This is a genomic window from Desulfatitalea alkaliphila (assembly GCF_022968795.1).
Classification (GTDB): Bacteria; Desulfobacterota; Desulfobacteria; order Desulfobacterales; family Desulfosarcinaceae; genus Desulfatitalea; species Desulfatitalea alkaliphila.
This window is the reverse complement of the sequence record NZ_JALJRB010000020.1, coordinates 56,760-76,356: the sequence shown is the minus strand read 5'-3', so window position 1 is coordinate 76,356 and position 19,597 is coordinate 56,760. Positions and strand designations below refer to the sequence as shown.

17 protein-coding genes are annotated in these 19,597 nt (G+C 59.0%); 5 read left to right on the top strand and 12 right to left on the bottom strand.

The window, feature by feature from the left end; genetic code table 11:
* Window positions 1-8 precede the first annotated feature (8 nt).
* Together MRX98_RS15980 and MRX98_RS15975 are read left to right on the top strand one after the other, a co-directional pair.
* Entirely contained in the window at window positions 9-1,805 is a 1,797-nt protein-coding gene (locus tag MRX98_RS15980; RefSeq protein WP_246911999.1) for a LysM peptidoglycan-binding domain-containing protein, read from the top strand.
* A gap of 42 nt (window positions 1,806-1,847) precedes the next feature.
* Complete coding sequence (locus MRX98_RS15975; protein ID WP_246911995.1) at window positions 1,848-2,639, top strand: tetratricopeptide repeat protein; 792 nt, start codon at window positions 1,848-1,850, stop codon at window positions 2,637-2,639.
* A 277-nt stretch (window positions 2,640-2,916) separates the two neighbouring features.
* Here the strand turns inward: MRX98_RS15975 and MRX98_RS15970 are convergent, their stop codons facing one another.
* From MRX98_RS15970 to MRX98_RS15940, 7 genes are all read right to left on the bottom strand, one after another.
* Window positions 2,917-3,750 (bottom strand): hypothetical protein, encoded by an 834-nt coding sequence (locus tag MRX98_RS15970; RefSeq protein ID WP_246911993.1) that lies wholly within the window; start codon window positions 3,748-3,750, stop codon window positions 2,917-2,919.
* A 114-nt stretch (window positions 3,751-3,864) separates the two neighbouring features.
* On the bottom strand, window positions 3,865-6,213 hold the full coding sequence (locus tag MRX98_RS15965) for a type IV pilus secretin PilQ (protein ID WP_246911992.1): 2,349 nt from the start codon (window positions 6,211-6,213) through the stop codon (window positions 3,865-3,867).
* 1 nt (window position 6,214) lies between these two features.
* The gene (locus MRX98_RS15960) at window positions 6,215-7,045 is read right to left on the bottom strand and encodes a pilus assembly protein PilP (protein ID WP_246911989.1); all 831 of its coding nucleotides are present in this window, start codon (window positions 7,043-7,045) and stop codon (window positions 6,215-6,217) included.
* 12 nt (window positions 7,046-7,057) lie between these two features.
* Complete coding sequence (locus MRX98_RS15955) at window positions 7,058-7,705, bottom strand: type IV pilus inner membrane component PilO (protein ID WP_246911986.1); 648 nt, start codon at window positions 7,703-7,705, stop codon at window positions 7,058-7,060.
* Window positions 7,702-8,286 carry a PilN domain-containing protein gene (locus MRX98_RS15950; RefSeq protein WP_246911983.1) on the bottom strand — a complete coding sequence of 195 codons (585 nt, stop codon included), beginning with the start codon at window positions 8,284-8,286 and terminating at the stop codon, window positions 7,702-7,704. Before MRX98_RS15950 ends, MRX98_RS15955 begins: the two co-directional genes overlap by 4 nt.
* On the bottom strand, window positions 8,283-9,338 hold the full coding sequence (gene pilM / locus MRX98_RS15945) for a type IV pilus biogenesis protein PilM (RefSeq protein ID WP_246911980.1): 1,056 nt from the start codon (window positions 9,336-9,338) through the stop codon (window positions 8,283-8,285). Before pilM ends, MRX98_RS15950 begins: the two co-directional genes overlap by 4 nt.
* Before the next feature lie 9 nt (window positions 9,339-9,347).
* Entirely contained in the window at window positions 9,348-9,653 is a 306-nt protein-coding gene (locus tag MRX98_RS15940; protein WP_246911978.1) for a helix-turn-helix transcriptional regulator, read from the bottom strand.
* A 785-nt stretch (window positions 9,654-10,438) separates the two neighbouring features.
* On the opposite strand from MRX98_RS15940, the gene MRX98_RS15935 reads away from it, so the two are divergent.
* Both MRX98_RS15935 and MRX98_RS15930 read left to right on the top strand, forming a co-directional pair.
* Window positions 10,439-11,863, top strand: a complete 1,425-nt coding sequence (locus MRX98_RS15935) for a sensor histidine kinase (protein WP_246911975.1) — start codon at window positions 10,439-10,441, stop codon at window positions 11,861-11,863.
* Window positions 11,863-13,260 (top strand): sigma-54-dependent transcriptional regulator, encoded by a 1,398-nt coding sequence (locus tag MRX98_RS15930; protein WP_246911950.1) that lies wholly within the window; start codon window positions 11,863-11,865, stop codon window positions 13,258-13,260. The genes MRX98_RS15935 and MRX98_RS15930 overlap by 1 nt, the downstream gene beginning before the upstream one ends.
* A gap of 50 nt (window positions 13,261-13,310) precedes the next feature.
* On the opposite strand, the gene MRX98_RS15925 is transcribed toward MRX98_RS15930, so the two are convergent.
* From MRX98_RS15925 to MRX98_RS15905, 5 genes are read right to left on the bottom strand one after another with little or no spacing between them, the layout of a single operon-like run.
* A complete protein-coding gene (locus MRX98_RS15925; protein WP_246911948.1) occupies window positions 13,311-14,000 on the bottom strand; it encodes a tetratricopeptide repeat protein in 690 nt (229 codons plus the stop codon).
* Window positions 14,000-15,001, bottom strand: a complete 1,002-nt coding sequence (locus MRX98_RS15920) for an adenosine kinase (protein ID WP_246911946.1) — start codon at window positions 14,999-15,001, stop codon at window positions 14,000-14,002. Before MRX98_RS15920 ends, MRX98_RS15925 begins: the two co-directional genes overlap by 1 nt.
* 10 nt (window positions 15,002-15,011) lie before the next feature.
* Window positions 15,012-15,509: an SH3 domain-containing protein gene (locus MRX98_RS15915; RefSeq protein ID WP_246911944.1), complete on the bottom strand. Its 498-nt coding sequence runs from the start codon at window positions 15,507-15,509 to the stop codon at window positions 15,012-15,014.
* On the bottom strand, window positions 15,506-16,243 hold the full coding sequence (locus tag MRX98_RS15910; protein WP_246911933.1) for a transcriptional repressor: 738 nt from the start codon (window positions 16,241-16,243) through the stop codon (window positions 15,506-15,508). Before MRX98_RS15910 ends, MRX98_RS15915 begins: the two co-directional genes overlap by 4 nt.
* A 29-nt stretch (window positions 16,244-16,272) precedes the next feature.
* Complete coding sequence (locus MRX98_RS15905; RefSeq protein WP_246911930.1) at window positions 16,273-16,524, bottom strand: FmdB family zinc ribbon protein; 252 nt, start codon at window positions 16,522-16,524, stop codon at window positions 16,273-16,275.
* A 460-nt stretch (window positions 16,525-16,984) separates the two neighbouring features.
* On the opposite strand from MRX98_RS15905, the gene MRX98_RS15900 reads away from it, so the two are divergent.
* Window positions 16,985-19,417, top strand: coding sequence for a DNA internalization-related competence protein ComEC/Rec2 (locus MRX98_RS15900; protein WP_246911928.1), 2,433 nt, complete (start codon window positions 16,985-16,987; stop codon window positions 19,415-19,417).
* Window positions 19,418-19,597: the final 180 nt, after the last annotated feature.

The window sequence follows — 19,597 nt, the reverse complement described above, 5'->3', positions numbered from 1 at the left end:
AACGAACCATGAGCTTTGACCCCACACCCAACACTTTGAATACCGGGAGCAAAATGCGGCGGATCGCACTGCTGCTCTTGTGTTGTGCCTTCACATGGTCCGCGCCCATGGACGATGCCGCTGCCAGCGGGTTGGTCTATAAAAATTACATCGTGCGTTATGATCGGGGCTGGGACATCCTGTGCGAACCCTACGTGGTGCAGGCCGGGGATTGGGTGCTGAAGATTTTTCGGCAAAAGGGAGAGATTGCCCACCACGATTTCCGCGATTTCCTGGGGATTTTCGAACGGCTCAATCCCCATGTGCGCGACATCGACATGATCCGGCCCGGACAGACCATCGACATTCCCCTGCGCAAGCTGGAACACGGCACCCTGCCCGGCCAGGCCAGCGGCGTGATCACCATTCCCTTCGTCACCCTGGCCAAAGTGGAGGAGGTGATTCACCAGCACGCCGAGCACTATCAGGTGCGCCGGGGCGACACCGTTTCCCAATTGATCTCGGCTCGTTACGGTCGTGTCGGCACGCGCGCTTACCAGGAAGGGATCAAGTTATTTCAGGCCGCCAACCCACAAGTGACCGATCTGGATCTCATCTATGCGGGACAGCGGCTCTATCTACCCGATCCCTCCATGCGGGACGAGGCGTGGTATGCCGACATGTTCGATGAAGCCGGCAATCTCAAGGAAACCCTGGATGCCGATAGCACCCGCGCAAGTGCCGCTGCGCCCCTGCGTCCCGGTGCCGAACCCTTAGCGCAGGCCCCCGGCGACGGGTCGCCCGAAGGGGTGTTGGCCCAGGCAGCCGCCGTGGTGGGCGGCGAACTGCGCGACAGGGGTACCTATTTCCTGCCCGAAGGCCCCGCCGGCAGAGATTTCGAAGTCGATCTGTCCCGCCATCCACTGATGGAAATGAGCGCCGAAAAGCTGCTTTTCACTCAGGACGGCACCATCATGGATCGCAATGCTGCCCTGGTGCAATCCCAGTGGCCCGATACCAAGGTGATCGCCTACGACGCCCAGTCGTCCGTACCGGCTGTGGTGGGGGCCATCTTCGAAGCCATCCAACAGCCAGTCGATACCGGCGAAGAGGTGGGATTCGAAGACCAGGGGGTGCAGGTAACGGTGCGGGCAAAATGGATCAAGCCCCAAAGGGACCAACGCCGGCTGTGCATCAGTCCCATTGCCGGCCCGGCAGAGCAAACACCTGTTCCCCTGCGGCGCTACCTGGAACAAAACGGCATCGTGCTCAAAGAGCTGCTGCCCGGCGGCGAAGAAGATGGCGCCACCACAGCGCCGGCCGAACGCCACGCCGTCAGGGACGTTCTGACCTTGATCCCCATGGGCCAAAAGGATTTCGTACAACGGCTGACCCGCGCTTTGGGTTACAGCTTCGTCCCCAACGTGGCCATCTCCTTCCCCTATGCCGGGATCCAGATCCAAGCTTATGCCAACCTGGTCAACTCCCCTGACGGTCGCGAGGTCTTGGTCGATTTCGGCGAATTGTACGGCGACGCGGTCAAAGCCATCCGCCAGAGCGGCCTGCATGTGGTGCAAATCGCCCCCGAAGCCGATTACACCACCATTGCCGCCCAGCTGCTGGCGGCCCTGGAAACGCCCTTTCTCGAACAACCCAGTTTTGCCGGTGCCCAGCGGCCGCCGACCTACAACACCACCGTTACCATTCAGGGGTTGCTGGTCGACGATCCTGCAACCGCAAAGCGCACCCTGCTGGCCCCCTTTTCCCTGCATTCGGCCATCACCGATCTGATCGGCGCCAATGGTGTGGCCGTGGTCACCTGGTAGCGGGACGAAGCGACCAACCACATATCCGGAGGAAACAGCTTAATGATACGCGAACATGCCCGATTATCGACCCGATTATCGAAACGGATGGCAGTGCTGCTGTCGGGGGCCCTGATCTTAACCCTGCTGTGGGGGTGCGGCGGCCAGCGTGCCCAGCACAACGAGGCGCTCTCCACCGCCAAACGGGAAATCGGGGAAGCCTACATGCGCCAAGGCAACTACACCGCCGCCCTGCGGGAGCTGATGGAGGCCGAACGCCTCAATCCCAGGGATCCGCTGGTGCACGACGCCCTTGGCCTTTGCTACATGGCCCGCAAGCGCATGCCCGAAGCCATCACCCACTTCAAGCGCGCCGTTGAGCTAAAGCCAAGTTTCACCGCCGCACGCAACAACCTGGGGGCGGCCTACATGACCGTGGGGGAATGGGATGCGGCCATCGACATTTTTCAGGAGATCAAGCAGGACGTGCTCTACGCCACGCCCCAGTACGCCTACTCCAATTTGGGCTGGGCCCACTACAACAAGCAGGAGTACACCACCGCCCTGTCCTACTACCGCGAGGCCCTCAAATTGCAGCAGGATCTGCTGAACGCACTGGTGGGCATGGGACGCACGCACCTGGCCCTCAACCAGGGGCGCCAGGCCATACCCCACCTGGAAAAGGCGCGGGATATGTCACCCAAGATAGCTGAAATCCATTTTCTGCTGGGTGAGGCCTATCTGCTCACCGGCCAGGGGCTCCAGGCACGCACCGCATACGAAACGGCCCTGGACCTGGCTCCCCGAGACAGTGAAGTTGCGGTAAAGGCGCGGCAGCGGTTGGGGATTCGGTAGGCAAGAAAGTGTAAATCCCGCGACGCACGGTTGGCTGATGTTTGGTCAACTCAACGCCATCTTCTTCTGAATACCAAGAAATCTTCGTTTTCTATTGAATGAACTGCCTAAGCAACAGTGCTTAAGGCCCCATGTGAAAAGCTTTTTTTGTCCGGTCTCTTCTGGCCTCAGCTTTGAAGGATATGGCGACCCCTTCTTTTCAAAATCACATCCTTCTATTCTGGATGAGCTTAATATGTTCTGGCAGTTCAACGCAACCGACCATGTTTATCAGTTTCTAACAATTATCCACATTGTACAACCACAGAGTGCGATTAAGAACGATGGTTCGGCTTTTGTTGTGTGTATCACGGAAATTCAGGGTAAGACGCAAATTGTACCTGGCCATATCAAGGGCGGGTGAAACCCAAAAGTGTAGAACTTCTTGGGATTGGAGTGCTTCAAGTTCCTCATTCAGTCTATCCAATCTTCTTTGTTCTATTGCCTCTTCCGCTTCCAAAACCTTTCTCTCTTCTGAGCCTTCGGGGAGGCGAGCAACCTGGTCTTTAATTTCCTCTACTACATCACGCTGATCATTGACCTCAGCTACTTTCGCATTCCAGACCTCAAGCCATTCCGGGTACTCCGTATACCAAGACCATCCTGATTTATCTTGGAATTCCTGCTTGGTATCTACAGACATGAGTGTGATCGAAAAGGTTCCACTGGCTCCAGACTGTATGTCCATAGTGTAAGCGCCATTATAAATTGATTCCAAACGGGGCGGCATGGTTGTCGAGGTCCCATCAGGGCTCTCTAAAGGCTCATAGTGAATGGTGTAACTTTCGAGCGTGATTCCAAGAGCGTCCTCGCTTACGGTTACGGTAACATTGCCGATCGCCGGACCAAAGTCCTCCCAATCGGGATCCAATGCATTGATGTTGCAGTCATCTTGGGCCACATCGATTGCCAAAGTACCATCTCCGGAAGAAAAATCTTCAGCCTCCAGAAAAGCCATGTATCGTTGCCCCATCTCATCCAAACCACCGCTGCTGCACCCAGCCACAAGGGCCAGCATTGCCCAAAAAACAGTCATCACCAACCCCGATTTTTTCCAGGACGCTCGTCGCATCAATGCCTCCAATTTTTTGCGATCTTGTCGCTCATTCGTTCGTTATGATCAATTTTTGGCCAATATGGTTTTTCCAAATTGCCTTTTCTCTTTTGCGAATTGACGGTTCATTCACTACTGCATCGTCGCCACCGCCTGCTCCAGCTGCACGATGCGCGGCGTGATGAAGATCAACAGCTCACTGTTTTGTTTGGTTCGGGAGGTGTTCTTGAACAACCATCCCAGGACCGGAATACGGCCGAGACCGGGAAAGCTGTCCTGGCCGGTTGCCTCGGAGGTTTTGATGATACCGCCGATGACGATGGTGTCCCCGTCGTTGACCAGCAGTTCGGTTTCCGCTTCGTTGGTGGCCACCGACGGAACACCGGCGGTGATACCGGCCACGTCGTTCTTGGTGATGAAGATGGTCATGGCGATGCGGTCGTCCGGTGTCACCTGGGGCGTCACCTCCAGCAGCAGATCGATGTTCTTGAATTTGACCGATGAGCCGCCGGCCGAGTCCCGTTCCAGGTAGGGATACTCGACGCCCTGCTTTATACGTGCCGTCTTGTTATCCAGCGTCATGATACGCGGCGAGGAGAGAATCCGGCCGTCACCGGTGGTTTCCAAGGCGTTTAGTTGGGCGTTGAGCACGAAGGGCACCCCGGTCAGGCGGGCAAAGCTGATGCCGATGTTGGATCCGCCCTGCGAGGGAAAGTTCATCGCCATATCGGTGCCGATGGCCCAATCACCCAGCAATCCGGGGCCGTGAGTCAAGTCCCAGGTGATGCCGAGCTCACGCGAAAAGTTGGTGGATACCTCAACGACCCGGGCCTCTATCACCACCTGGGAAGTGACCTTGTCGATGCGCCGCACGATGTCCTGGGCCTGGCGCACCACGGCCTGGGTGTCGGTGACGATGATCTGGTTGTTCTTGGTGTCCACGGTGACGCTGCCGCGCCCCTTGGTAAGAACGTTTTCGATGTGGGGCCGGATTTCGCTCTGGGCGTTGGAGTAGCTGACCGGGATGTACCGGGTGATCAAGGGCTCCAGGGCCTTGACCTCTTCGCGGGCCTTGCGCAGGGATTCCAGCTGGGACCGGCGCAGGTCTTCCTCTCGCTTGAGGGTTTCGGCGGTGGCGATGCGCACGATGTCCCCCTCCTGCACCATGCCGAGCTGGTTCATGCGCAATACCAAATCAAGCACCTGGTCCCAGGGCACCGGTTTGTCCAAAGACATGGTCACACGGCCGGAAACGTCCCGGTCGATGGCGAAGTTCTGGCCGCTCACCTCCCGCAGAATGCGGAAGACGTTCTTGATGTCGGTTTCATAGAAGTCGAGGGCGATTTTTTCACCGCTGAAGGTGCGGCGTTGGGGAGACAACAAAGCCCGAATCTCCATGTCCTCCCGGGAAAGATCCATCTCCAGCGGATCGATCAGGGGTTCCTCTCCCCTCGCGTCGGGCAAGGCGGTCAAGGCTTTTCGGTCCTGGGCGGTGGCCACCTGCTCGGTGAACATTTCGCCGTCCTTGCCGCTGAGCACTTTCTGCCAGGCGGGCAGCTGGGCTTGCTCCAAGGGCTTGGGTGGCACGGCGGAGGGATCGAAGTAGACAAACAGCAGGTTGTCCGCCTGTTCGGCCACATAGGGGACCGATTCACGCAGTTCGATGGTGATGACCGATTCGCTTTTGTCTTTGTCGGGCTGCACCGGCAATACCCGGTCCACTGCGCTGTTGAAACGGGTGGTGATCAAAGGCCGCTGGCGGTAGGAGGGAATCCGTGTGTTCAGCAATTGAATCTCCATGCGCTGGGGACCCTGTTTTTGAATGCGGAAATCCACCGGTTGGGTGGTGCACACCACCAGGGTGGATTTGCCGTCCGATTCGCTGAGAAAATCGATTTTGTTGACCCAAGCAGTGCCGCTCGCCCTGGTTTGCCCGCTCGTTTGAGGGGCAACTGTCCGAGTCGGTTGGGCGGCCGAGGCAACCGGCTGCACCACCGGTGTTGCAGTGGGTGCGGCGGCCGCAGCCATGGCCCGATCAGCGGTGGCCCGGTCGAAACTGAGTTGGATGGAGTTGCCCTCCTGAACGGCAATATACGGCAGATCGGCGGCCAATTGCACCTCGATGCGGGCCGTGGTCTGTCCGTTGCCCTGGCGGGCGGTGATGCCCCGAATCAGTTCGATACCTTCGGGTTGCGCCACCCGTGTCTCCGCTACAGAGGTCTCGGGCAGGTAGAGCACCACGGCCGGCGGATCGGGCTGCTTTAGAGAAGAAAAGGTGAGGGGGCCGTCGGCGGTGACACTCACCCGTATCTCATCGGGCATGGTGACGGCGCTGACCGCGGAGATGGCCGTCAGTCGGGCAGGCGCAGCGGCATCCGCCGCCTGCCCGGGACCTGTCTGGGAAGCGCAGCCGAAAAGTATGGCCGTCAAACCGAAAGTTACAATGACAAGGGCCGCGATGTTTGCTCGAAGCGTTTTCATATTAAAACTCTCCAGGGGGTTTCTGAAGTTTCAACTCGGCAAGCTGGATTCTAAGCTCTCCCATGACGTTTTCTATCTCTTCCTCGACCACGATGCGACCGGCATCGATCTCAATCACCCGGCCGGCATTGAGTCCCATATAGGTCCCTTTGGTCACCACATAACCTTTGCCGGTCCCATCCTCCACAAGGGCGCGGTTGCCGGTTTCGGCCCGGATGATGGCCGTCACCTTCAACTGGCTGAGGGCCACCCGCTCCAGGGGCGTCTGAGGCACCCGCCGTTCCCGACGCTGGGAGGCGGTCTGTTCGGTTTCGGTGCTCGATTCAGGTTCCGACCTGAACAGCGGTTCGAAGGGATCGAAGCGACCGGTTGGGTCATAGGTGACGGCCATCTGCAACGATTCGCGAACCAGATCCGAGGGCTCGGCGGTTGCGATTTCGCTGGCCAGTGCGGCATCGCTGCTGTCGGATATCTCCTGCGGTGGCGACTCCTCCGCTTGTGCAACCGATTCACCCGCTTGCACCGTGTCCACGCCTTCGGGTGACACCGCAATGCCTGATTCGGGCGATGCCGCTTCAGCCGGCGTATCCCCATCCGCCGCGTCCATGGCGGCTTGCTCACTTGCCGCCGGAGCCGAAGGGGCCGCCGGTGTTGCCGGCTCCGTTGCCGGAACCGCGGCCGGCGGCGTTGGCGATTCCGCATCGATCTTCTTGCTCACCGTAGCCGGTTGCTGGACCGGGGGCGGCGGTTCCTCACCGCAGGCAATCAGGCCGGTGAGCAGCACCAGCCAAAACAAAATCAGCAAAAGATAAAGATTAGGATGCCTCTTCATGTCTGCCGTCACCTACCTTCTTCGTTGTCCTGCCGGCTGCCGACCGCCGGCTGGTTGCGGGGCCGCTTCGATAAACTTGTAAGTCACCGCCTGGCAGGCGGTGTTCAGCACGCCGCCGTCATCGTCTCGACTCTGGGGAGCCAGTTTGATATCGCGGATGTTGACGATGCGCGGCAAGTTGGCCACTTTGTCGAAAAAGAGGGCCACTTGGTGATAGGAGCCGCTGACCACGATGTCCACCGGAATCTCGGCGTAAAAGTCCTTGCGGTTTTCCGCTTTGGGTTGGAAAAGGAGAAACTCCAGACCCGCATCCTTGCCCGCTTCGGAAACACCGGCCAGCAGGGAAGGAATCTCCTGGCTTTCCGGCAACGCCAGCATCACTTGGCGATACTCCGCCTCCTTTTGTTGCATCCGGGCGCGCCAATCGCTGAGCTCCGCCGCGTTTTTCTTGGCGGTGGCCAATTCTTTTTCGACGGCGGCCAACTGCTTCTGCAGCCGGTCGATATCCTGGTGTTTGGGCCAGAGCAGCAGCCAGATGGAGAGCCCCACAATCACCACCAGCACACCCACATAGATGCCGATGCGCTGGGGCTTGGTCAGCCCTTCGATCTGTGCCATCATGGGCGCCAGGGCGCCGGTGGAAGAGTCGCCTTTTTTCATTGCTTGCTCGCTTCGGCCGCATCCGGATCGATCGGCCTTTTCTGGAAGTTGACATCAAACTGTTTGAGACTCAGCCCTTCCTGGCCCCTCAGGGTGTACTGCCGGACGGCGGCCAACTGGATGTTCTGGAAACGGTCCGAGCGCTCCAGGCGGGTCATATAGTCGGCCACCGTCTGGTTGTCCATGGCAATGCCGCTGACCCGCATCGTTTCCCCCCGTTCTTCGATCTGGGTGTACCACATGCGCTTTTCCACCAGCAGCTGGTAGAGGCTGTCCATGTTGTGCACCGGCGCGCGGCGGTCCCGCTCCAGGGACTCGATCACCTTGATCTTCTTGTCCAGCACCTCCAGGTTGCGCTTTATTTCGGCGATCTCCTTGTTGATCTCCTGGTACTTGGCCACCTGGGCGCGGGTGCTGCTGATGTCCGCGTTGAGGTTTTGGATGCGCCCGTTGAGGTGGTTGTTGTATAGGTAGATCAGCAGCAGAAGCAGCACCACCGATCCGATGAAGATGTTGAGCTGGAAGCGGACGTTCTCTTTTTTGCGCGCCGCGCGATAGGGAAGTAGATTGATGCGTATCATTTGTCATCCACTCTGCGGGTGGCCAACCCCATGCAAATGGATGCTTGGGGGGCGATTTTTTCCAGATAATCGGTGTCGAACCGGTCACTGTCCAGGAAAAAGCGTTGGAACGGATTGATGGTTTGCACTTCCGCCGACGTCTCGACCGCCAGGAGCTGGCGCAGCTCCTGGATATTGCCGCCGCCACCGCCGAGAACGATCTTCTTGATTTGGTCGTCCGGATAGGTGGAGTAAAAGAAATCCAGGGCGCGCCGGATCTCCGTGCACCAATCGGTCACCACCGACGAAATGATGTCCGAAAGATCTTCGGCGGAAATCCGATCCCCGCCGTCGCCGAATTTGATGGCTTCCGCCTCCTCCAGCGAGCAGTCGACCATGGCGGCGATCTTCTGGTTGATCTGACCGCACCCCAGGGAGACATCCCGCATGAATACGGAAACGTCCCCCTTCAGTATGTTCAGGGAGGTTTTGCTGGCGCCGATGTCGATCAGGGCGACGTTCTCGTCGGGAGTCGGCTCGTAATTGATTTCAAACACATTCTGCAGGGCGAAGGCATCCACGTCGATAACCCGCGGCTCCAGACCCGCCATTTCGGCCAGATGGACATAATCGTTGACCATCTCCTTTTTGGCGGCCACCAGGAGAACGTTCATCTGGTTGGGGTTGTTCTCGTTTTCGCCCAGGATCTGGAAGTCGAGATTCACATCGTTGATATCGAAGGGAATGTACTGTTCGGCTTCGAATTGGATGGTGTCCTGCAGCTGCTCCTCGGAGGCGGTCTGGACGCTGATCTTTTTAACGATCACCGAATAGCCGCCGATGGAAAGGGCCACCCGGTGATTCTTAATGCCGTAGGTTTTGAACAGGCCGCGGATGGTTTCGGCGACCCCCTCGGGATCCTTGATGGCACCATCTTCGATCATTCCGGCGGGAATGTCCGCCAAGCCGAACTTGGAAAGCGTATATCCTTTTTTCCCGTCGATGACCTCGGCTGCTTTAATGGTCTTGGAGCCGATATCGAGTCCCACAAGTCGCGTTTTACTTCCAAACATAGGCCACTCTCATTCGCCGAAGATTTTTTTGGCATCCGCCAGGTTGTACCCCAGCGCCAACAGGATCTTGCGCTTGGTTTCCATGCGGCACGGTTTTCCCTGTTCGATGCGGGTGATGGTAATAGGTGAAACATGGGCTTCGCGGGCAAGTTCGGCTTTGCTCATCAGAAGAGATTCACGCACGGCTTTCAAAGAATTGGTGACTGCTGTTGTTTTCAATGGTCTGCCCATCCACAATGCGGTAGTAAAGGTTGGTGGACCTTGGATCATCATCCTCTCTGGAAGCCGCCTTGGTTTAGCTGGTGCCATTTTCATGAACACATTGCCCTCTGTCAAGCATATTTATACATAATTAGCATATAATTTTGCGAAGTTAGATCATCTTGTGGTGCTTTTCCCTACACATCAACATGTTGTGTCCCTATTGGGGATGGGTTAAAATGTTTTCGATTGTCGGGCGCTTACTAGGAAGCTTCGGTCCCCTTGCCCGTTGCTATTGGCATCGCCCGAAACTATTGCAAACTTTAGGCCGAATTGGTTTTTTTGGGGTCAACAGAATTGAACGGCCAAAAACCCTGCATATATTCGATGGCCGTCGGGTTGCGGCCCCGGCCTGTTGCCACAGCCGGGCAACAACCCTAACCGATCGTATTTAAAAGCTATAGTGACATTGGCGCCAGGCGTCGGAACAGCACCAGCAGCCATTGCGCCTTCTCGCCGATGAAGCCTGGCATGGGCGCCGGCATTGTTTCAACAAGTGGTGGCATTGACGGGGGACGACGATCACGGATAAATATCAGGCGTAATCCTTCGACACGTGTTATGGCTGATGGACAAATGGGACAGCGAAAGGTCGGCCACCACATGTTGCGCCATGATTAGCAGGCACGATCTACATATTGAAGCGCCAATGGCGGCAACGGCCGTTTCCCACGGCAACTGCTTTAAATTGCAACGATGTCGAGTGTATATATTTGTATAATGATGGTGTGCGGCCGCGGTCAATAATCCGACACCCCCGACAGCGGGCGTCAACGGCAAGTCGCCCGGCGGAAGGCCAACGCCCGGATCGAATCCGAGAACAGTTCAACGGTGCCCTGATGCGCTCCCAGACCGTTTCCGAACCCGCCAAGCCGTTCCGGCTGGTCAAATATTTTTCCCTGTCCAGCCTGGTGTTGATATTCATCGGTACCACCGTGCTGTCCCTGCTCAACACCCACTGGATCCGCTCCATGCAGTTAAGCAAAAGCGAAGAATACGCCTTGCTGCTCATCGACAATCTCAATCATCAGGTGTTCATGCAGTTCATTTTGCCGGTGGGGTTGCAATTCGGCAAGATCGAGCTGAGCAACGCCGAGCAGTTCGACCTGATGGACCGGGTGGTTCGCAGCACCTTGCACAGCTTCAATGTGGACATGGTCAACATCTACGGTGTGCGCGACGTGATCGCCTACAGTTTCTCCAAGGAGCTGGTGGGCATGGAAAACCTGGGCGGCGCCACTTTTCAAAACGCCCTGGAAGGCCACTCCTCTTCCAAACTGGTCCAAACCGGTGGTCTATGGGAGCTCTTCCTAGGGGTGCCCAAAGAGATCAAAATCATCACCTTCGCACCCTTGCGGGCGGAACAACCCTTGAGCATGCTGGCCGGCCCGGTGCTGGGAGTGGTGGAAATCGTGCAGGATCTGTCGGACGACTATAAAAGCATCTTCCGCTTCCAGGTGTTGACCTTGCTGACCATCAGCAGTGTGATGCTGCTGCTGTTTCTCACCATGATTGTCGTGGTCAAGCGGGGAGAGGGCATTATTCAAAAACGGGCCAGGGAGCAGCTCAAACTCAAAGAGCAACTCAGTCGTGCCAAACACCTTTCCTCCCTTGGCGAAATGGTGGCTGGTGTTTCCCACGAGATCCGCAACCCCCTGGGCATCATCAGCAGCTCAGCGGAACTGCTGCAAAAAAAGACCGCTGACGACGACCCGCTGCACCGCTTGCCGGCCATCATCATCGAGGAGTCCGCCCGACTCAACAACATCATCACCGATTTTCTCAACTATGCCAAACCCAAGACGCCCAACAACTATGCCTGCCGCATCGAGGATGTGATCGACAAAACCGTCCGCCACCTGGCCTCCCAGGCCGATGCCGGCGGATTCATAATGAACACCCGCTTCGAAGGCGCCTTGCCCATCATCCAGGCCGACGCAGATATGCTGTACCAAGCCTTTCTGAATATTTTTCTCAATGCCATGCAATCCATGCCCGACGGCGGCAATATCACGGTGCGGGCCAAGGCCGCCAACGGGAGTTTGTGGGTCGCGGTCGAAGACCAGGGCGAAGGGATTGCGCCAGAGGCCATGGAAAAGATCTGGGATCCCTTTTTCACCACCAAGGACAAAGGCACCGGTTTGGGCTTGGGCATCGTGCGTAACATCGTCGAGGCCCACCAGGGCGGGGTCCGGATTGACAACCGGGCGGAGGGCGGCGCACGCGTTTCCGTCCGGTTGCCCCTATTTCAGGAAAGTGCTTGATGGATACCATTTTAATCGTCGATGACGAAAAAAATTACCCGCTGATTCTCTCTGCGGTCCTCCAGGAAGAAGGGTACGAAACCCTTTCGGCCAACAGCGGCCCGGAGGCGTTGGCCGTATTGGCCGAGTCGGATGTGGATTTGGTGCTCACCGACATGAAGATGCCCAAGATGGACGGTATCGAGCTGCTGCAACGCATCAAGCAGAGCGATCCCGAACTGCCGGTGATCATGATGACTGCCTACGGCACGGTGGAAAAGGCCGTGGAGGCGATGCAGAAGGGGGCCTACAACTACATCCTCAAACCTTTCGACAACGAGCAGTTGATTCTCTATGTGGCCCAGGCCGTGGCCATGTACCGGGTGGTCAAGGAGAACCGCCGGCTGCGCAGCGCCGTGGCCTCGCGCTACAGCTTCGGCAATCTGATCGGCAAAAGCAAACCCATGCAGGATGTTTTCGACACCATCCGCAAGGTGGCGCCGGCGTCCGCCACGGTGCTCATCGAAGGCGCCAGCGGTACGGGCAAAGAGCTGGTGGCCAGGGCCATCCATTTCAACAGCCCACGCCGCAACCAACCTTTTGTGGCGGTCAACTGTGCCGCCCTGGCCGAAAGCCTGCTGGAAAGCGAGCTGTTCGGCCATGAAAAAGGGGCCTTCACCGGTGCGGTGTCCATGCGCAAGGGGCGCTTCGAACTGGCCGACCAGGGGACGCTGTTCCTGGACGAAATCGGCGAGTTGTCACCTGCCTTGCAGGTCAAACTGCTGCGGGTGCTGCAAGAGAAAGTGTTCGAACGGGTCGGCGGCATGCGCCCCATAACGGTCAATTTCCGTCTGATTGCGGCCACCAATAAATCGCTGAAAGAGGAAGTGGGGCGGGGCACCTTTCGTGAAGATCTGTTCTACCGTCTCAATGTGGTGCCCGTCGTTTTACCCCCGCTGCGGGAGCGGCTGGAGGACTTGCGGCCGCTGATCGCCCACTTCATCGCCAAATATGCCGATGAGCGCTACGGGGACATCCCGGTCCGTCATGTGGACAAAGAGGTGGAGCGACTTTTCCATGAGTATGGTTGGCCGGGCAATGTGCGCGAGCTGGAGAATGTGATCGAACGGGCCATGGTCATGTGCTCCGGCGACACCATCAAAGCGGAGGACCTGCCCAAGGATTTCAAGCAGAATATCTATAAGGACAGCGTCCTCAAGCTGGACGATCTGCCCGTTCAGGCGACCCTCTATGAGACCTTGGCCTTCGTGGAAAAAGAGATGATCCTGCGCGCCCTGCGCAAGGCCGATTTCGTGCAGGCCCACGCCGCCAACCTGTTGGGTATCGGCAAAAGCGGCCTGAACCAGAAGCTCAAAAAGTACGGCATCGATGTTGCCGAGGCGGCGGAGAACCGTTGAGGTCCGCACATCGGCTTCGGCGCACGAGCCCTTCGTTGTCGCGGTGAGCCCTAACCGGCCGTTTGCTCGCGCGCCATGTCGGCGTACATGGAATCGGGAAAGTCGGTGCTGAGCCGTTCCAAGGCCTGCCGGCTTTTTTCGATCTGTCCGCCTTCACGATATAAACGCCCCAGATGAAACAGGGCCGTGTCCACCAGCAGCCGTTTTCCACCGGCGGCGATCTGTTCATATTGGGTGATGGCGCCCGCCCTATCCCCTTTAAGTGCATAAGCTTCGGCCAATCCGTTGAGAATCACCGGACGCAGGGAAGGGTCTTTGCCGAAATCGGCCAAGGCTTTGCGATAGTAAGTGATGGCGTTGTCCGCGTCACCGGCGTTGAGATAGAGGTGCCCAAGGAGCAGTTTGGCCTGACGGCCGGCCGGGTAACGACGATATTGATCGACCAGCTGCTCCAAATCGGGACGCACCATCGACAGCAACAAGGCCGGGTCGGTATCATCGGCTTGCCCCTGTTGGTAAGCGCTGAGGATCCGACCCATCAAAGCGGCGGAGGCCCGTTCCTGCCGATCCTTGTAGTATCCCATGGCCGCAATCAGTACCAACACGGCCACGACGGCACAGGCGCCGTAGACCAAAGAGCGGGTGTTGTCACGGCCCCACTGAATCATCCGGCCGGTAAAAGTGATGAATTCGTCCGGCTCCTTGAGCAATTGTTTACGGGTCACGCGTTTCTTGGCCATCATACCTCCATTTGGCGTTGAATCACCTGCCAGCGATTATCGGGAATGCCGGCGCCCACCACCTGACACACCTCGTAGCCACAGGCGGCGGCCAGAGCGCCGCATTGCACCAGGGGCATGCGGCGCACCAGACCGTGCAGCAGGCCGGCGGCATAAAGATCGCCGGCGCCGGTGGTGTCCACGGCATCGCCGTTGCCGGCGGCGGCCACACGCAGCACTTCGTTGCGATGAGCGATCAAGCTGCCCCGGGCACCCCTTTTGAGCACCGCCAAATCCACGTGCCGCGACAGGTCTTGCATGGCCCGGGCGGGATCGCGGGTGCCGGTGAACGCTTCGGCTTCGTCTTCGTTGGCCAGCAGGATGTCCACATAGCGGGCCACCAGGTCGGGCAGCACATCCCTTGCTTCGGCCACCACGTTGAAACTGGCCAGATCGAGGGAGATCAAGGCGCCGGCCGCTCGGGCCGCCGCCAGGGTGGCCATCATCAGGTCACGGTTGAACAGCAGGTAGCCCTCGATGTGGACAATGGCGCTGTCGGCAAATTGCTCCGGCACGATTTCGTGGGGCGCCGTTGCGGCCGAAGCACCCAGAAAGGTGAACATGGAACGCTGGGCGTCGGGTGTGATAATGGACAGCACGCGGCCGGTGGGCGCATCGGTGCGCAGCAAGCCGGCCCGCACCCCTTGTTTCTCCAGGTCGTCACAGAAGAGACGCCCCATGGCACCGTTGCCGCACTTGCCGATGAAACAGGCGCGCCCGCCCAGCCGGCTGATGCCCACCACGGTGTTGCAAGCCGATCCTCCCGGCACCACTTGGGGCGGGGCGGGTATCTTGGCCAGCGTGGCATTGATGAAATTGATGTCCACATAGGTCATGCCCCCCTTGAGGGCGCCGACCTGCTCCAGGAAGGCGTCGTCCGCCCGCGCCAGAATGTCCACCAGGGCCGAACCGACCCCCGTTACCTGCTGTCGGCCGGCGGGCAGTTTGTCGTAGATGTCCATCTTCGCCATCCTACCATATCAGTGTGTTCAACACCCAACCGCGGTCGCCGTCGGCATGGACCACCTCAATCCAATCGCCCTGCGTGCCCAGGACCTTGAAGGGAATGCCGCGTTCCGCGGTGAAACGCACCGGATGCGCCGTGCCCGGGCCGCCGCGCACGTTGCAGCGGTTCACCTTGACGATCACCGAAGGGGTGTCATCCAACAAAGCGGCACTGATCCACCCCTCGTCTCCTTCGAAATCCTTGAACCGCACCCAACCGTCACGCCTTTCCACCACCAGCACCGGATGATATTTTTCCACCTGCCACAACAGGTCTTTACCGACGCCGGGACCGGAACGGATATTGGCAATGTCGGCGGAGACCGCCAACCGCTCGGCGGCTTGCGCCATACCTGCAAAGAAAAACAGGGCCGACAAGGCGATGGCCATCGCCTGCCAAAGTCGCCGGCGACGTTGTCTCACCCGACCCGAAAGATCGACGCTCAGCGGCAACGCGCTTGTCATGAACGCCCTCCCGGCATTTTTTTTCCTGACACCGCCGCCTCACAGGCGTCGGCGATGGGAGCGACACGGATCTTCTGGGCCAACCCCTGACCCAGCACCAGCCGGTTGTTGCCCACGGCGATTACCACCTGCCCGCCATGAATGTTGGTAATGACCTCCAGTGTGTCGTTGACCCGCAACCCCATGGTCAGCAAACGCAACCGGGCTCGGGCGCCTCCGCCGAAACCGACGGCCCGCAGCTTTTCACCCGAGCGTGCCGCATCCAGGGTCATCACCGGATCGCGCCGTGCGAGGCACTCGCTGCAAATCCCGTAAAGCTCCATTTTGTGCTGTAGCATATGAAAACCATATTGATTCGCGATCTGCATCTGGCGCTGCTCCATCGCCGGGTCTTCGAATTCGATGATTTTCTTACATTTGGTGCAAATCAAGTGGTCGTGGTGATGTCCCAGATGCCGATGCTCGTATCGCACCTTGCCGTTGTCGAAGCGGTTGGCCAGGGCGAAACCATAGCGGCACATCAGCTCCAGGGTTTCACGTATGAAGGCATCGTCCAGATCATGGCCTTTGTCGCGCACCAGGGTGCCCAATTCCGGCACCGTGACGTGGTGTTCGCTGCCCAGAAACACCTCCAGCACGGCCAGCCGATCATCGAAACGATCGATGCAGTCCTGCTTGAACAGCTTGATGAACTGTTCTTTGTCCTGCTTGTGAATGATGTTCTGTGAAGGCATGGGCTTATCGCTCAGGAGCGCTTTGCGCACTATTGCGAATGTCCGGGCAGATTCCAAGTGGTGCATGAACCGCTGGAACAGGAACGGGATTCCACGGGTGGCGGGTTGGCAGCGCGGCAACCACCGCCGCCCACACTGAAATTGGTGCTGCTGAGAATGCGCTCCAACGCTTCGCTCCCGCACTTTTCACATTTCATGGACGCCTGCTCGTCCTTTTCGCCCATGATCAGCACCTCTTTATATTCACCGCACTGCAAACATTTGAATTCGTAGATCGGCATGGCAACAATTCCTTTCTTCAACATCGACGGCTCCCCGGAGCGCGTCCGCGCGATGCATGTGGCGACCATAGGGTCTTTTCAGTAAACCCCTTCGGTCGGCTATCCGGATGCGGTCACTTATCAGAGGACCACCAAGATTTTAAAAATTTTATTTTTAATCGCAATGGGCGGTGGATGTCAATACGGGGAGTGACCCATCAAAGGGCAATCGCATGTACAAATCAAGTCCATCGGCAAAACGCACAGCACCGAATTTGACAAAAGTGCCTTGCTGCTCTAAAAATCGCACCGCGCCTTGGCATAGCGCTGCTCCCATTCCCCCTTGCTTCATTTCCACTGTTCTGTTCCGCCCATTACCCGTCGCGACCCATGGCGCCCGAACATTGTAACGACGGTGGAAACCGATGACATGATCGCTCTTCAAGAACACTGTTCGCAAGCGTCCACAGGACCTTTCTTTGTGCGCCCCCTTATTCCCACCGTTTTGGCCGTCATGGCGGGGATCACCGCAGGATTGCATTTTCCAGGTCACTTCTGGACGGCGTTTTCGGGAGTGATCGCGGCCGCCTTGGCCACGGGCTGGGGGGCATGGCGCCGGCGCGCTCTACTGGCCATGCCCATGCTGCTTTGCGCCGCTGCAGGCTACCTTTCCATTCAGCCATGGCTGCGGGCGGATATGCCCCCCGGCCATGTGGGTCTGTACACCAATCAAGGCAAATGGCAGGTGGCCGGGCGCGTGGCCGACACACCGCGCAACTTCGACCATTGGCAGCGGTTCACTTTGGATGTGGACCGTTTGATGCAAGGCACACGGCAGGTGGCGGCCCGGGGTCGCATCCAGGTGACCGCCCGGGGGGCCTTGCGCCAACTGACCCGCGGCGACCAAGTGGTGGTGATCGGACATCTGCGGACCATCCGCAGTTTCCGCAATCCAGGCGGGTTCAATTATGAACGTTACATGACCCTCCAGGGCGTACATGCCAGGCTGAACACCGCGGCGCGACACATCCAACACCGACCGGCCCCACCGGGGTGGCAGGCGCGCCGGGATGCCTTCCGGCGGGATCTGGGGCAACGGATGACGGCGACATTGGCCAACCACCCGCCTGTTGTCGCCCAGCTGTTGAAGGCCTTGACCATCGGCGACCGGGATGCCCTGGATGACGAAGCCCGCCAACTGTTTCAGCAGGCCGGCGTCAGCCACGTGCTGGCGATTTCCGGGTTGCACATCGGCCTGGTGGCGGCGGCGGCCTTCGGCCTGGGGTTCCGCGTGCTGGTTCGCGTGCCGTTGCTGTGCGAAAAGGGCTGGGTCAGGCGCGGGGCGGCGCTGCTGGCTTTGGTACCGATGGTGGTTTACGGCGTCCTGGCGGGACTTTCGCCCTCGACCCAGCGTGCCATGCTGATGGTGGGGGTCATGCTGGCCACCTTTTGGCTGGGTCGGCCCGCCGATTGGCGCAACTTGCTGGCCCTAGCGGCATTGGTCATCCTGGTGGTCTTACCGCCATCTTTGGTCTTGATCTCTTTTCAACTCTCCTTTGCGGCGGTTCTGTCCATTCTGGCGGGGCATCCGATCCTCTCCAGGTGGACTCCTGCCGCCGACGCGCCGTGGTGGCAGCGGTTGGCCTTGCGGGCGGCCGCCCTGGCCGGTGTGTCGGTGCTGGCCATTCTGGGCACCGCCCCCCTGGTGATGTACCACTTCAACCATTTGGCTTGGCTCGGTCCCCTGACCAATCTGGCGATAGTGCCCCTTGTCGGTCTTTGGGTTTTGCCCGCCGGGTTGCTGGGCATTGTTTGCGCCCCGTTAGGCCCGCTGCCGGCCGAGTTGTGTTGGCATTTGGCGGGTCACGGTTTGCAGGCCGGGCTGTGGCTGATCGAAGCCGTGGCCCGGTGGCCGTGGGCGGCGGCCACCACCGTCACGCCCACCATTTTGGAGATGATGCTGTTTTATCTCTTTTTCGCCGTGATCCTGCACTGGAAACATCCACGGGTACGGGTGGCAGGGCTGACGGTGGTGCTGTTGGCCGGGGCGCTGGATGCCCTCTACTGGCACCAGCGCCGTTTCGGCCAGAACCGCATGGTAATCACCGCCGTGGATGTGGGACAGGGCAGCGCCAACCTTCTACAATTGCCCGGCGGCCGCACCGTGATGGTGGACGGCGGCGGATTCAGCGACAACACCTATTTCGATGTGGGCCGACAAATATTGGCGCCCTTGCTGCTGCGCGAGAAAATCCGCACCATCGACCTGGTGATATTGACCCATCCCGACAGCGACCACCTCAACGGCCTTCTGCACCTCTTGCGCCATTTCCGTGTACGTGAGGTGTGGAGCAATCACGAACCGGCCGATACCCGCGGCTACCGGCAGTGGCGGCGCATCATTGCCGACCGGGAGATCCCCCACCCCCCTTTCACGCAGCTCGAGCGCCACAGCCGACACAACGGCGTACGATTCGACATCCTGGCACCACCGGTGGATTTTCGGCAGCGGACCGCCACGGAAAGCTGGCGCGACAGCAACGGCAACTCGCTGGTGGTGCGGGTTGCCTGGCGCGACATCGCCTTTCTGTTCAGCGGCGATATCACCGCACCGGCCGAAGCCCGACTGGTGGCCCGACATGGCGCCGACGGTCTGCGAAGCACCATTTTGTTCGTCCCGCACCACGGCAGCGACAGTTCGAGCAGCCCGGCCTTTTTGGCGGCCGTTTCACCGGCCGAAGGGATCGTCGCCACAGGGTGGCGCAACCGTTTCGGGTTTCCCCACGAACCGGTAGTCGCACGACTGACCGCGGCCGGCAGCCACATCTGGCGCACCGATCTTTGCGGGGCCATTCAGATCCGCACCGACGGCAAACATTACACAATCCGCACGGAGCGCGATTGTAACCCGTAGGGGCACGGCATGCCGTGCCCTTGCAGGAAATTGGGACCTGTTCGCGCACGGCGTGCCGTAAGGATCGGGCCTTATTGGGCACGGCGTGCCGTGCCCCTACGGTTTGGGGGTGCAGCGGTTGGAGGATCGGCGTGCGGATTGGGCCCGAAATTCACCCTTATTCCTTTTCCGATATCGATG